Genomic DNA, 14,821 nt, shown 5'->3' on the forward strand with positions numbered 1-14,821 from the left:
TTTTAAGACATGAATACCAAGCACGTAAAAAGCTATGCACCAAAAGCTCGCAACCAATTTAAAAAGGCAGTTGAGCAACGCTTGAATTTATTAGGTATTTTTGCGCCCGAGAAACCTGCTAAGGGGACAAAAGCGGAAGATGCACCCAAAGCCAAGGTAACTGAAGCCGTGCAACAAGGCTCTGTGCTAACAATTGGAAGTACCACGCTAGATGCAAAGCTGGCACCACAAAGAGAACGCCTCGCAAAACGCGCGTTGAATATCGGATTTGATACCTTATTAGAGAACGTAGCTTATACATGGTTTAACCGTTTCTCGGCCATTCGTTTTATGGAACTCAAAGAAGGCTACCTTGAGCATGGCTTGCGCGTGTTATCGCACCCAAACAAAGAGCAAGGCTATGAAATTCTTGACCATGCCATTGATGCAGCCGCTAGCTTAGGTCTCGATAGACAACAAATCGAAGAATTAAAGTTAGAAGGCGACCAAGACGAAGCTTTGTACCGCAAACTAATTCTTGGGCAGTGCCATCAGTTGCATGAGGCCATGCCGTTCTTATTTGAAAAGATCGACGATGAAACTGAGCTGTTATTACCAGATAACCTGACTCGCACCGATTCAGTGATTCGAGGCTTAGTCGACGACATTCCAGAAGAAGACTGGCAAGACGTCGAGATTATTGGCTGGTTATATCAATTTTATATTTCTGAAAAGAAAGACCAAGTGATTGGTAAAGTGGTTAAAAGCGAAGATATTCCGGCTGCCACTCAGTTATTTACTCCGAACTGGATCGTTCAGTACTTGGTACAGAACTCGCTGGGGCGTCATTGGTTATTAACTTATCCAGACTCACCACTTAAACAACAGATGCAGTATTACATTGAGCCAGGTGAACAACCTGAAGAAGTGATGGCTCAGTTGAAAGAAATAACACCAGCAAGCATTGAGCCGGAAAGTATAAAAGTACTCGACCCTGCGTGTGGTTCAGGCCATATCTTGGTTGAAGCCTACAAGGTGCTTAAAGCAATTTATGAAGAACGAGGCTATCGTACCCGTGATATTCCGCAGCTTATTCTCAAACATAATTTATACGGACTAGACATAGACGACCGAGCAGGGCAGTTGGCTGGGTTTACCCTAATGATGCTAGCCCGAGAAGATGATCGTCGGTTATTTAGTCGCGTTGCAACTGGTGATGTTCAATTGAACATTGCAGCGCTGCAAGAAACCAAACACTTAAACGTTGATAAATTATGGCAATCACTCAATTTGAGCGGCGATTGGCACAAGGGTACCTCACAAGGTTTGTTTGAGGATGACCAGCAGTCGCTAAGCAGTGCTAACGCTGACTCGCGTTATAAGTTACTTAAAGAAACACTTGCGCGTTTCCACGATGCTAAAACCTTTGGCTCATTGATTGAAGTACCAAGTGAGCAAACGAAAGACCTAGCAGATTTACTAACAGAGCTTACACGTTTAAGCACTGACGGCGATGCCATGCAACGCAGTGCTGCGAGCACGCTGTTGCCATATATCAAGCAAGCTTGGATTCTGGCACTACGCTACGATGCTGTGATCGCTAACCCACCGTATATGGGCAGCAAAGGAATGAATGCCGCGTTGAAAGACTTTGCTAAAAAAGAATACCCGAACAGTAAGTCGGATTTGTTTGCGATATTTATGGAGCGCGCGTTCAAGTTACTTAATGACCGTGGCTACAACGCACAAATCAATATGCAGTCATGGATGTTCCTCTCGAGTTACGAAAAGCTGCGTGGCTGGCTACTAAGTTCAACAACAATCCTTTCTATGGCTCATCTTGGTGCTCGAGCATTCGATAGCATTGGTGGAGAAGTTGTATCAACAACAGCTTTCGTAATAGAAAACCGTCATTTCCCTGGCTACCAGGGGGCGTTCTTGCGCTTAATTGATGGGCGCTCGGAAGCTGAGAAGCGAGAGATGTTCCTCAACGCCATTAAAGGCACAGCATGAAAAAGAAAATAAAAGTATTCGTTTCTTACGCCAAACGTAACAAAACTGCCAAGGAGCAGTTTATGGCCATGCTGAATGATTATGCTGGGGCGGATGCGCGCTTTGAATTTGAATTTTGGCAAGACAATCAAATAGCCATAGGCGCTGATTGGGATGAGAGTATTCACACTGCTATGGCACAGTGCGATGTTGGTTTATTGCTTTTATCGCCAGCGTTTTTGCAATCTCAGTACATCACCGAAAAAGAACTGCCAGTATTGGTGAAGAAGCCAATGCTGTTTCCTATCGCATTGGCACCTATCGACTTTAAACGACATGATTTGAAAGGGCTGCAGGCTAAGCAAATATTCCGCCTCGATGCAAAAGGACTGGAACAGCCCCGTGCATTCAGTGAGCTCAAATCCAAGCGTCGCCAAGAGTTTGTCATGCGCTTGTACGAGGCTGTGCATGATAAGCTGGTTGAGCAGTTAGGTGACAGCAAAAGCTCGGCAACGAAAAAGAACAAGGATTAAAGCCATGGATATCAGCTTCAGCAGATTGGTAACAGCCTACCGCAAGGCAAAAGTGGACTTGTATTACTCCAGTAACCCATCGTTGCTCGCGATCGCGGATTATGAAGATGATCTTGAAAACAACCTCAAGAGATTGCAGAAAAAGATTAATGGCAAATCTGTTGCTTGGACAAAAGAAGAAAGCTTTTTGGGTTCCTGGAGCTTAATTCCGAAAAGTTATTCAGTTAACCAAGCTAAGCAAGATTGCAAAAAGTGTAAAGATCGTAGTGAATGCAAGTGTGAATTTGTGGCGAAAGATGAATCTGGCATCGTATTCGCTTCGTCTGCACGTTCGCAGGGTAAATATAAGCAATGTGAGGGCGGATCAAAGGAGCACACCGCAACATTTCGTTTGATGGCCGAGTGTACGATGGATTTCCACGTGCTTGCGGCACTTTGGATTATGGAAGTTGGTGCCGAGTTTGATTCAAAGTTAAGTGATAGTGTTCGTGGTAGTCGCTTGCGTAGGCAAGAAAAAGGCGAGAAGAAGTTCAATGAGTTATCCCTTGGTTCCTTTAAGCCTTATCTTAAGCCATTCAAAGACTGGCGCGATGATGGCATTCAAGCGATGCAAGAGGGCTTAAAGGCAGATAAAAAACTAGTAGCTTTGACAGCTGATGTCACCAGCTATTACCACTGTCTTCAGCCGGACTTCATGCTCGATGAGAAGTTCCATAAAGTCATTGGTATTCAGTTAAGCCCAGATCAAAGTGCATTAAATAAGCTATTTATTGGTGCATTGAAAGCTTGGGCTCAACTGACCCCACTGGGGAAAGGCCTTCCAGTCGGCTTACCAGCCTCCGCCATTATCGCGAACATGGCGTTGTTTGAACTCGACCAAATCATTGAAGAACAGCTGCGGCCCATATACTACGGTCGATATGTCGATGACATTATGCTGGTGTTGGAGAACTCGACACAAATTACTAATCAAGCTGACCTTTGGAAGTTGATTGCAACTGCAGCGGCAGAAAAGTTAGAGCTTACGGACTATGAGACGAACGCAAGCTTCTCGGCCGGCTACTTGGGCGATTCAGAAATCATCTTCAAAAATGATAAAAATAAGGCCTTCGTGCTTGATGGCCTTGAAGGTAAAACGCTAATCAATGCAATCGCCGAACAGATTAATCATCGTGCGAGTGAATGGCGCTCGTTACCCAAGTTACCAATGAACACCATTGAAGTGGCTACTGACTTAATGAAAGCGACAAACAGCAATGGTGAGCATGCCGACAGCTTGCGAAAAACGGATGCGCTATCGCTTAACAGAGCCAGCTTTGCCTTAAAGTTACGTGATTTTGAAGCCTACGAACGTGACCTACCGCCAAATGCTTGGGAAGATATACGTCATGCTTTCTACGAAGCAGTCATTACCCATGTATTTGTGCCTGAAAAGTATTTTCAGTTGGCCGCTTATGTACCGCGCATTATTCGCTTGGCAGCAGTTTGTGAAGACTTTAAGTACCTCGGCAAAATGATGAAATCACTGCTCGATCTTATCGGTAGCGTGTCCGACCTCGATAAAATCAAAATTGCAGGTGTTGAGAACGACTCGGGCACTGACGACAAGAGCCAACGAATTAACCGGTGGAAGAATAAGCTGTTGAGTGAAGTGCTTGAGCACATCATTGCAGCATTTCCATTTAAGATAAGTGCTACCGCGAAGAAAGTTTGGTACGAAGAAATTAAATTCGATTGGTTTAAAGTTAACGAGCATCTATGGTTTTATTTTGGCTATAACGAGCACTTCATTACTTCAATAGTAGAGCTCCAGAAGCAAACGCTACGGTTATTCGCATACGACCTTGCTCACAATCCGCTTCGGTTTATTGGCTTGCCGCGAGAGCTTATTCAAGCTAGGCATGTGCCAGCAAAACGAAAGCTTAAAGAGTCCGTTGAGTTAACTTTTGCTCAACTAGATCATGAGCGCTTCGAACCTGTCAAAGCACTTGCGAACTGGATGAAAATGAAAGTTGTGCCTTCTGGGCTTGTATTCAGCACAAGACCGTATTCATTAAATGAACTCAGTCTGATTTGCCCAAATCCATTCGACAGCAAACAGACAGAAGAGCTGAAGCGCGTTATGCGGGCGCTACGCGGTTTTGATCTTGGTGAGAAGATGCCGACATTTAAGACTGAAAAAGGCAATCAAGTGCTGTCCGTTCCGGACGGTGAAATCAAGAGCAAACAAACCATTGCTGTGTCGAGCTGGAAAACCGAGGATGAAAGTTTAATTGCTGCGGTTACCAAGAATGTCGATCCGGACGCACTGGGTCGGTATCAGCGGTTGAACCGCATGCTGAACCATTTGCTTGATTATCCTGATGGCGCAGGCTATTTGGTTTTGCCTGAACTGGCCTTACCCGCGAAATGGTTTATTCGTGTTGCGGATAAGCTCAAAGGCAAAGGTATTTCTCTCATTACTGGTATCGAGTATTTGCACGACACTAAAAAGCGAGTCCAGAATCAGGTTTGGGTATCATTAACTTATGATGGCTTAGGCTTTCCTTCACAAATAATTTATCGCCAAGACAAGCAATCACCAGCGTTGCATGAGGAGCGTGAAATTTATCGGTTAAGTGGCGTGACCATGCAACCAAAGCAGACTTGGAAGACACCACCCATCATAGAGCACCGAGGCTTTCGCTTTGCATTGATGATTTGCAGCGAACTAACCAATATTCACTACCGAGCGGCGTTGCGCGGTAAAATTGATGCCTTGTTTGTACCTGAATGGAATTCTGATACAGAAACATTCAATTCATTGGTTGAAGCCACAGCGCTAGACGTTCATACCTATGTTATTCAGGCCAATGACCGCAAGTATGGTGATAGCCGAGTACGGTCACCTGCCAAAGAACGCTACCAGCGTGACGTATTACGAGTAAAAGGTGGCATTTACGATTACTGCGTAACCGGTGAAATTGATATTCAAGCATTGCGTGAATTCCAATCAAGCCACAGGTCACCATCGAAACCATTTAAACCTGTCCCCGACGGTTTCAATACCGATATGGCGCATGACCGCAAAGCATTACCCAAAGGAGAAGCATAATGAGCGAACAAACAAATACGGACATGAGCAAACACTTTTATCGCGCTTCTGCTGCGGATTTTATGAAGATACCGGGGAGTCCGGTGGCTTATTGGTTAACAGAGAAATGGCTTGAGATGTTTGAGTCAACGTCTGCAATTTCAGAGTACTCATATGCATCCGAGGGGATAAAAACTGGCAATAATGATCGATTTCTCAGATATTGGTTCGAAGTTAATTGGAATGATGTAGGGGCCTTAAATCAAGAGAATTCGAAGTGGGTATTTCACCACAAAGGTGGGGAATATAGGAAGTGGGCTGGTAATAGAGAGTTTGTAATCTATTGGCTGAATGATGGGAAGGCTGTACGAGAAATGCCAAACTCGGGAATTCAAGGTGAAAGACTATTCCGCCAAGACGCCGCTGTTTGGTCAGATATAACTTCCGGAGGATTTTCCGCCAGGTTAAAAAACAAAGAACATTTATTCGATAGCGCTTGTCCCGCAGCTGCATTTATAGACGGTCAATCTATCGAGGTATTGCTCGGATTCCTCAACTCCTGTGTAGTCAAATATTTAACACCGATAATTAATCCTACGCTACATTTTAAAGTAGGAAACTTTAGAGCTTTACCATATGTAAGGGCCCATGCGGACGTCGTTAATAAACTGATAGATATATCACTTTGTGATTGGAATTCAGCTGAAACATCTTGGGACTTTACATCACTTGATATTTCTAAGAATGTGTCAGATGACTATTCCATGATTGCGTCAGCATATGATGATTTTAAGAAGAAAGGTGATGCTACCATTCAAGAAATGAAACAATTAGAGGAGAGTAATAACAGGACATTAATCGAACTCTGTGGTTTACAAAAAGATCTAATTGCAGAGGTTCCAATTAATGAAATAACGATAAATTGTAATCCTTATTACCGATATGGGAATAAGCTTCGTGATATAGAACTTGAAAATCTTTATAGGTGCGACACTCTGAAGAGCCTTGTATCTTTTAGTGTTGGCTGCATGATGGGGCGTTATTCTCTCGACAAGCCTGGCTTAATTATCGCCAGTCAAGGCGAAACGATCCAAGATTACTTGGCGCAAATCCCATCACCGAAGTTTATGCCGGATGACGATGCAATTCTGCCATTAACAGATCAAGAATGGTTTGCGGATGACGTCACTAATCGTTTCCGTGAGTTTGTCAAAGTGGTGTGGGGTGAAGAAACCTTGCAAGAGAACTTAGATTTCGTCGCTGAGTCACTTTACTTGCATGCGATTAAGCCCAAAAAAGGCGAAACGTCAATGGAAGCCATTCGTCGTTATTTGTCGACGCAGTTCTACAAAGATCACATGAAAACCTACAAGAAGCGGCCGATTTATTGGTTGTTTAGCTCAGGTAAACAAAAAGCATTTGAGTGTTTGGTGTATTTGCATCGCTACAACGAAGGCACGCTTTCGCGTATGCGTACCGAGTATGTAACCCCGCTGATGGGCAAATACGAGAGCCAGATTCGTCATATCGAAGAGCAGCAAACGAGCGCAAGCGCCGTTGAAAAGACCAAACTCGACAAAGAACTCAAAGATTATCAAAGCAAACTCAATGAGCTGCGTGAATTCGACAGCAAACTCAAGCATTATGCGGATATGCGTATCTCGCTCGATTTAGACGATGGGGTGAAAGTGAATTACGGCAAGTTTGGTGATTTGCTTGCGAACGTGAAAGACATTACAGGAGAAAAGCCAAATGTTACCTGAGATTGATTTCACACCTGTTTGGGCTCTAGTGGGAACAAACCTTATTGCGATCCTTGCTGCGGTATTTTGGTTGCCTAAGCGAATTTTCGAACATCAGCTCGCCAAGCGTATGGCGGAGATAGAGCAAAAGCATGATGTTTTGATAAAACAATACGATCATTATGCAAGTTTTTCTCAATCAACATTTGAGCGGCTTTTTGAGAAGAAGGTAGCGACTTACGAAAAATTGATGAATTTACATCAAGAGCTTATAGGGATTCTGGAAGAGGGGAAGCGAGGAGACGAACCCGAGGACATTCAAGAAGGCGTTACTAGAGTGATGCTTGAGACTCGTTCTGTAATTGAAACATCGAGACTTTATATTTCATCATCACTAGCGAATGCTTATGAGACTTGGTACGAAGCTGGGAAAACTATTTTTGAATCAGCGAACATCGCTAGTATCGATGCATTTCGGTATTCATATGGTAATGCAGAAGATGAGATGAATGCTGCGATGGTTGAGGACATTACTCTGCAAGCGTTAGCAGATAAATCCATCGTCGAGTTTCTCGATCTCTTCAAGCAAGTTGATGAAGATGTACAAATGATTCGTAAAAACCTCGAACAATCGCTTATTCAGGAATAAAGGCTATCTGGCAATGCAATTAGAAAAACTCGCAGAAGGCATTAAAAAGAAGTTTGATCAGGGCCGTATCGTGTTTTGGCACGATCCAGAGCAAAGCTTTGTCGACGACTTGCCAGAACTCACTAACGTGCTGGAAAGTGGCATTGATAACTTAAGCGTGGTGAATTTAGCTGAAGTCTCAGTGTTTGGTACCAAAAAGCGTATGGAGCTAGACGAACCAACACAGAAGTTTCTGTTGTATTCACCAGAAGCCGCGCCCGCTGTCACTAACGATTGGCTGTTTGATATTCGTAAATACAGCCCTGAGTTTTACGCTGACCAAAGCTCGATATTGATCACCGAACTTGGGTTGCAACGCATGTCCTTGCGAAGCCACATTAGCCAGCGTAAAGAGTTCTTCGCTAGTAAAAAACGTACTAGCGACCTGCAGAAGCGTTTAGTCGGTGACGAAGACGAGTTACAGTTTGATTTGCGCATGATGGCCGTGCTGACTAAAGCTGAGGGCAATAGCTTTGAGTCAATCCTGTTTAGCTTATTTGCGCATTATGCCGAGGTGGTTGTTGCTCCTGAAGTTCAAGAAGAAAGCGCTGACAGTACCGATCAACGCCTACCAATGCTTAAGCAGCTCGCCCGTTTTGAGCTTGATGTGCCGCTGTTTGAGTTGTTGAATAAGCATTATGGCTACGAAAGTGATAAACCGAGTATCAAAGAGTTCGTGCTACGTTTATTTTGCACTGAATTTTATACCCAGCTGCAAGCTGCCGAATCAGAGAAATCGTGGCTAAAACATAATGTATTAAAAACACCGGCAGGGCGCGCAACGGCCAATGCTCTTATGAGCAGTTGGCGTGATAGTAAAAAGCACTCGAGCTCCTATGAAGTGATCGCTCATGAGTTACAGCGCATGTTAGAACTACCACGCCAGTTAGAACGCTATGAACCCACTGCGTTGTTAGAGTGCGAAACTTTTGAAGGCATTGAACAAGCGCTTATTCGGGGCTTAGTGCGCGTCTTGTTAACCGAAGGCGAGCGTTTAGAGCGGGTAGAATTTGAGGCTGTATTATCACGGCGTTTGATGGCCCATTGGCCGCAGAGCAAACCTGAGTACAGTTCGATTTACCAAGCATTGCGCTACGGTGAATTACTGCTTCATTTGCGTCATACCCACAATGATGGCTTTCATTATGATAGCGCCAAAGCCATGTATCGTGCCTATGAGCAAGACTTGTATCAGTTTGACCAAGCCTACCGCTTGTTTAACGAATACGCCCACCACGTGCAAAGCAAAGGCGCGGATATTCTTAGGGCCCTCGACGATGAGGTGGAGCGAATCTATTCCAACTGGTATTTGGCGCAATCAGCGATGGCATGGGATGGGTTGCTGGAAAAAGAACAATTGCTCAGCCATTGGAAAATTACTGGCATAAATAATCAGTATGACTTCTACCAAAACGAAGTGCGTGAGCGTTTAACCAACACCCAAATCAAACGCATGTTCGTGATTGTTTCCGATGCGCTGCGTTACGAAATTGCCGATGAGTTAGCGACAGCTATTAATGACGAAAAACGCTTTAAAGCAGCGCTTAACAGTCAATTAGGAGTACTGCCAAGTTACACCCAGCTGGGCATGGCCTCTTTGCTTCCGCGTCAAGCGGGCGGCACTGGCATTGCCTATGAAGAACGCGCAGGCTCTGCAGTTGTGACCGTTGACGGTATGTCCGCGCAGGGCTTAGACAACCGCGGTAAAATATTAGAGCGCGTAAACGGTATGGCGGTAAGCTTTAAGGAGCTTATGAGCTGGACCAATCAACAAGGTCGTGATGCCGTGCGAGACGCTGAGATTGTTTACATCTACCACGACACTATTGATGCAATCGGCGACAAAGCAGCCACTGAAGAACGTACTTTTCAAGCCTGTCGAGATGCCATTGGTGAGTTAAAAGACCTAGTTGGCCGAGTGATTAATCGTTTGAATGCTAGCCGTGTCGTGATTACCGCTGATCATGGCTTCTTGTTCCGTCAGCAATCGCTAGAAGAACACGAAAAAACCTCGCTGGATATTAAAAAGCCTGAAGGCGCGCGTGAAGCGAAGAAACGTTTTATCGTTGGTGAAGGCTTACCGGTTGCAGATGCAACTTGGACAGGCTTGCTGAAAAACACCGTCGGCGGTACTAGCGAAACCCAGTTTATGTTGCCTAAAGGCATGCAGCGTTTCCATTTTGTCGGTGGTGCAAAGTTTGTACACGGTGGTGTAGCGCTGCAAGAGATTTGTGTACCTGTGCTTGAAGTACGCGAGCTTGACAAAAAACAAGCTGAAAAGCACGAGCGTAAACCGGTAGATGTTATGGTGGTTGCAGCGCAGCAGCTTAAGCTAGTGAATAACATTGATTCGATACGCTTTATTCAAGCCGATGCCGTAAGCGAGCGCTTAAGTGCACGCCAGCTTAATATTTTTATTCGTGACCCAGACGGCAACGTCGTTTCCGCCATAGAAACGGTGAACTTTGACGGCACTGGTAGTAAAGTGGAAGAACGCACCAAGAACGTCATGATCAAGCTAAAAGGCTCGAACTTTGACCGCACTAAAACCTATACGTTGGTGCTACAGAACGATGATGCAGCGAAGACTGAATACAATACTTACGCTGTGCGCATAGATTTGGCAATTCAGGATGATTTTTTCTGAGAAGAATAAGAGACCAAGCATGGAACAAATCGAAACACATGATGAGCAAAGCGGCTTAGATCTCGATAAAAAGTTAAATAACTTTTTCAAAGGCCGAGTGGTTCGCAAAGATCTGACCAAACAACTCAAAGAAGGTGCAAATGTGCCCGTATATGTACTCGAGTATTTGCTCGGGATGTATTGTGCGTCTGATCACCCTGACATTGTCGAAGAAGGCCTTAAAAACGTCAAAAAAATACTCACTGACAATTATGTGCGCCCTGATGAAGCTGAGAAGATCAAGTCGCTTATTCGTGAACGCACGATTTATAAAGTAATTGATAAAGTCGGCGTGAAGTTAAATCAGAAAAAAGATATCTACGAGGCTCAGCTTTCAAACCTTGGCGTGAAAGACGCGGTAATTCCAGCTCGATTAGTAAAAGAGAACGAGAAGCTATTAACCGGCGGTATTTGGTGCATTATTACGGTGAAATACTTCTACGAAGAAGGCCAAAAGACGTCACCGTTTACGATTGAAAAACTCGTACCGATTCAAATGCCATCGATGGATATGGACGAGGTGTTTCAGGCTCGTTCGCAGTTTAATACTGACGAATGGATGGATGTGTTGTTGCGGTCAGTCGGTATGGAGCCAGCCAACCTTGAGCAGCGCGTAAAATGGCACTTGATTGCGCGCATGATCCCGTTTGTTGAGAATAACTACAACGTCTGTGAACTTGGACCGCGAGGCACGGGTAAATCTCACGTTTATAAAGAATGCTCACCGAATTCGATACTGGTTTCAGGTGGGCAAACCACCGTTGCAAACTTATTTTATAACATGAGCTCTCGCCAGGTCGGTCTGGTAGGTATGTGGGATATCGTAGCTTTTGATGAAGTAGCTGGTATTAACTTCAAAGACAAAGACGGCGTGCAAATCATGAAAGATTACATGGCATCGGGCTCGTTTGCTCGCGGCCGTGACTCCATTGAAGCTAAGGCTTCGATGGTATTTGTGGGGAATATCAACCAGAGCGTGGATACGCTGGTTAAAACCAGCCACTTGCTGGCCCCATTCCCTGAGGCCATGATTGATACGGCTTTCTTTGATCGTTTTCATGCCTATATTCCGGGTTGGGAAATTCCTAAAATGCGGCCAGAGTTTTTCACAAACCGCTATGGCTTGATCACCGATTACCTTGCTGAGTACATGCGCGAGATGCGCAAACGCGGCTTTGCCGATGCTATTGATAAATTCTTTAAGCTGGGTAACAACCTGAATCAGCGTGACGTGATTGCTGTGCGCCGGACAACGTCTGGCTTGTTAAAGTTGATGCATCCTGATGGCGCGTTTACTAAAGAAGATGTGCGCACCTGTTTAACGTATGCGCTTGAGGTTCGCCGCCGCATTAAAGAACAGTTGAAAAAGCTCGGTGGTATGGAATTCTTCGATGTTCACTTTAGCTACATAGATAACGAGTCATTAGAAGAGTTTTTCGTTAGCGTACCAGAGCAGGGCGGTAGCTCGTTAATACCTGAGGGAATGCCGAAGCCGGGCGTCGTACATGCTGTGGGTCGCGGTGGTCCAACCGACCAACTTGGCTTGTATCGTATTGAAACCCAAATGATGCCAGGCAATGGCAAACATTCAGTCTCTGGTGTTGGTTCAGGCGCTTATGCTTCGGCTGCTAAAGAAAGTATCCGTGTCGGTTATGAGTACTTTAAAGGCAACTTATCGCGTATTAGCGCTACGGCTAAATTTTCTGAATCTGAGTTTCATTTACATGCCGTTGAGCTACACCATACCGGGCCTACGGCGAGTTTAAGCATTGCAAGCCTGATTGCGTGCTGCTCGATGCTGTTGAAAAAGCCGATGCAAGAGCAAATGGTGGTGCTTGGCAATATGAGCTTGGGCGGTGTGATTTCACCGGTAGAGAGCCTAGCAGACACTTTACAGCTAGCCTTTGATAGCGGCGCTAAACGCGTGTTGCTGCCCATGGCTTCTGCTTCTGATATTCCAACGGTGCCAGCCGAGCTGTTTTCTAAGTTTCAGATTAGCTTTTATTCTGACCCTGTGGATGCGGTTTATAAGGCTTTGGGTGTGAGTTAATGATTGGGAGGGTATTAAGCGACAATTACGGTGACCGGTCTAGCGTCAATTACTTTGGCCGGCCACCGTAATTGTCGCTTAATAAGAGGGAATGATTATGACGAATACACAGGCAACATTGATGCTAATTGCTCCGTTGATAATGATTGTTGGCGATGTTTTATTGGTCGAGAAAAAATAAATAACATCAAGCCAACCAACACGGCTGCAAGTCAATAAAATTGAGGGATTTGAAACTTCAAGAAGATGGTGCGTCCGAGTAGACTCGAACTACCGACCCCTACCATGTCAAGGTAGTGCTCTAACCAACTGAGCTACGGACGCACTTTATTGATGGGTTCGTCTGGTGACGAACGGCCGCTATATTAGTCATTTGGTTGCGGGGGTGCAAGTACTTTTTGCGCCCCCGCGGTTCGACTGGGCAAGTTTTAGCCAGAATGGGTGAGAACTAGAAGCCGAGGGGAATTCCGAAGCTGAAGAACGTGACTAATAGGGCGCTCCACACGACTAAAAATGCGAGTGAGTAGGGCACCATCATGGCAATCATCTCACCGAATGTGAGTTGGGGGTTGTATTTGCGCATGAACGCTAAAATAATTCCTGCATAACTCATCATTGGGGTAATAATGTTGGTGGATGAGTCTGCCACGCGGAAGGCGGCGGCGACTAAATCTGGGGTCATTTGGTTGTTCACCAGGTACAACATTGGAATGAAGATGGGGCCTAGCAGCATCCATTTTGAGGTTAAACCGCCCACGAACAGGTTGATGATGGCGGTCACCAAAATAAAGCCAATGAGTAACAAAATGGGGTAGCTTTGAAGTCCTAAATGGGTCAGCAAGGTGGCTCCCAAATAGGTCACGTAGGCACCTAAGCCGCTATAACTCAGTATGCCTAAGAAGTTATAACAGAAGAACGTCAGCACTAAAATGTAGCCCATGGTATCCATTTGCTTCACCATGGCGGTGACTACGTCTTGCAGCGATTTAAAGTTACCGCTGGCCACTCCAAAAGCAACACCCATGGCAATAAAGACAAAGGTGATTAATAAGATCACGTTGTTTAGGTAGGGCGTTACCATCACCCCTTGGGCGTTTTCATAGGGCGCTAAGGGACCAACAGCAAGGCCGTAAACACCAATTAATGCAAGGACCAGTGCGATACCGGCGGCGCGTAATCCTCTTATTTCAGCCGCACTGACTTCAAAATCTGTCAGCTCTAACTCTTTAGGAATTATAAAAGGTTTTTGCTCTAAACGAGGCTGCACAAATTTTAGAGTTACCCAGGCACCAACGCCCCCTAAAACAAAGGTTGAAGCCAGGATGAAATAGTAGTTCATGGTGGCTGGGGTCAACGCTTCGCCGGCTGCGTTAACGAATGGAATGCCTTGCGCTTCGGCGAATACTTTCGCATTCACGCCTATAATCACATCAATGGGGGTGGCTGGAATTAAGTTGGCACTAAACCCTGCGGATACCCCAGCAAATGCGGCGGCCATCCCGATTAATGGGTTTTTGCCAAGCCCGGCATACAAGAGTCCGGCTAGGGGAATAAGAATGAGGTAGCCGGCGTCAGTCGCAATGGAGCTCATGATGCCAATAAAGACCAAAAATAGGGGCAACCAGTTTAACGGCAGGCTGCGTGATACTTTTTTGAGAACGGCAGAAAATAAGCCAGAGCTTTCTGCGACGCCAACCCCCAACATCACAATTAGAATGACGCCTAATACGCCCCCACCAAAACCGAGCCAGTTGGTAAGCAGTGCATTATCAAACAGCCAGACCACGTTTTCGCTGGCTAACATGTTCCGAATTTCGTATTGAATGGGTTGCCCATCGCCACCGTAAGTGGTGAATCCTAAGTCGCCGATGGCCCAAGTAAGAATGAGGGCTGCGGCTAAGAAGTAAATAAAGATAATGATGGGGTCGGGAATGCGCTTGCCAGCACGTTCAATAAATGCAATAAAGCCACCGGTTTCGGTGGCTGGCGTTGGTTTTGATGACACGGGAGTTTCCTATTATTGTTATCGAATCTGATTAAAATGTGGTTCGATAATATTAAAGATTCTTTGGGGTGTC

Annotated in this window: 8 protein-coding genes and 1 tRNA gene; 7 read left to right on the top strand and 2 right to left on the bottom strand. The window is 45.3% G+C overall.

Features of this window, described 5'->3' with window-relative positions:
• The first annotated feature begins 9 nt into the window (after nucleotides 1-9).
• From pglX (BLP64_RS00070) to brxL, 7 genes are read left to right on the top strand one after another with little or no spacing between them, the layout of a single operon-like run.
• The gene (pglX, locus tag BLP64_RS00070; protein WP_092590481.1) at nucleotides 10-1,992 is read left to right on the top strand and encodes a BREX-1 system adenine-specific DNA-methyltransferase PglX; all 1,983 of its coding nucleotides are present in this window, start codon (nucleotides 10-12) and stop codon (nucleotides 1,990-1,992) included.
• Entirely contained in the window at nucleotides 1,989-2,504 is a 516-nt protein-coding gene (locus BLP64_RS00075; protein ID WP_092590483.1) for a toll/interleukin-1 receptor domain-containing protein, read from the top strand. The genes pglX (BLP64_RS00070) and BLP64_RS00075 overlap by 4 nt, the downstream gene beginning before the upstream one ends.
• A 4-nt stretch (nucleotides 2,505-2,508) precedes the next feature.
• Nucleotides 2,509-5,598, top strand: coding sequence for a reverse transcriptase domain-containing protein (locus BLP64_RS00080; RefSeq protein WP_092590485.1), 3,090 nt, complete (start codon nucleotides 2,509-2,511; stop codon nucleotides 5,596-5,598).
• Nucleotides 5,598-7,340: a BREX-1 system adenine-specific DNA-methyltransferase PglX gene (gene pglX / locus BLP64_RS00085; RefSeq protein ID WP_092590487.1), complete on the top strand. Its 1,743-nt coding sequence runs from the start codon at nucleotides 5,598-5,600 to the stop codon at nucleotides 7,338-7,340. The genes BLP64_RS00080 and pglX (BLP64_RS00085) overlap by 1 nt, the downstream gene beginning before the upstream one ends.
• On the top strand, nucleotides 7,330-7,968 hold the full coding sequence (locus BLP64_RS00090; RefSeq protein ID WP_092590489.1) for a hypothetical protein: 639 nt from the start codon (nucleotides 7,330-7,332) through the stop codon (nucleotides 7,966-7,968). Before pglX (BLP64_RS00085) ends, BLP64_RS00090 begins: the two co-directional genes overlap by 11 nt.
• Before the next feature lie 13 nt (nucleotides 7,969-7,981).
• Nucleotides 7,982-10,654: a BREX-1 system phosphatase PglZ type A gene (gene pglZ, locus BLP64_RS00095; RefSeq protein WP_092590491.1), complete on the top strand. Its 2,673-nt coding sequence runs from the start codon at nucleotides 7,982-7,984 to the stop codon at nucleotides 10,652-10,654.
• Between the two features lie 19 nt (nucleotides 10,655-10,673).
• On the top strand, nucleotides 10,674-12,743 hold the full coding sequence (gene brxL / locus BLP64_RS00100; RefSeq protein WP_092590493.1) for a protease Lon-related BREX system protein BrxL: 2,070 nt from the start codon (nucleotides 10,674-10,676) through the stop codon (nucleotides 12,741-12,743).
• 247 nt (nucleotides 12,744-12,990) lie between these two features.
• Here brxL and BLP64_RS00105 read toward each other — a convergent pair.
• Together BLP64_RS00105 and BLP64_RS00110 are read right to left on the bottom strand one after the other, a co-directional pair.
• Nucleotides 12,991-13,067, bottom strand: a tRNA-Val gene (locus tag BLP64_RS00105).
• 124 nt (nucleotides 13,068-13,191) lie between these two features.
• Nucleotides 13,192-14,748, bottom strand: coding sequence for an AbgT family transporter (locus BLP64_RS00110; RefSeq protein ID WP_092590495.1), 1,557 nt, complete (start codon nucleotides 14,746-14,748; stop codon nucleotides 13,192-13,194).
• Nucleotides 14,749-14,821 lie beyond the last annotated feature (73 nt).

Origin of the sequence: Pseudidiomarina indica, from assembly GCF_900104245.1 — a bacterium.
Classification (GTDB): Bacteria; Pseudomonadota; Gammaproteobacteria; order Enterobacterales; family Alteromonadaceae; genus Pseudidiomarina; species Pseudidiomarina indica.

Excerpts from the sequence above, each read along its gene's own strand:
- BLP64_RS00075 (WP_092590483.1), top strand. The coding sequence starts at position 1,989 with ATGAAAAAGAAAATAAAAGTATTCGTTTCTTACGCCAAACGTAACAAA.
- BLP64_RS00080 (WP_092590485.1), top strand. The coding sequence starts at position 2,509 with ATGGATATCAGCTTCAGCAGATTGGTAACAGCCTACCGCAAGGCAAAA.
- pglX (WP_092590481.1), top strand. The coding sequence starts at position 10 with ATGAATACCAAGCACGTAAAAAGCTATGCACCAAAAGCTCGCAACCAA.
- pglX (WP_092590487.1), top strand. The coding sequence starts at position 5,598 with ATGAGCGAACAAACAAATACGGACATGAGCAAACACTTTTATCGCGCT.
- BLP64_RS00090 (WP_092590489.1), top strand. The coding sequence starts at position 7,330 with ATGTTACCTGAGATTGATTTCACACCTGTTTGGGCTCTAGTGGGAACA.
- pglZ (WP_092590491.1), top strand. The coding sequence starts at position 7,982 with ATGCAATTAGAAAAACTCGCAGAAGGCATTAAAAAGAAGTTTGATCAG.
- brxL (WP_092590493.1), top strand. The coding sequence starts at position 10,674 with ATGGAACAAATCGAAACACATGATGAGCAAAGCGGCTTAGATCTCGAT.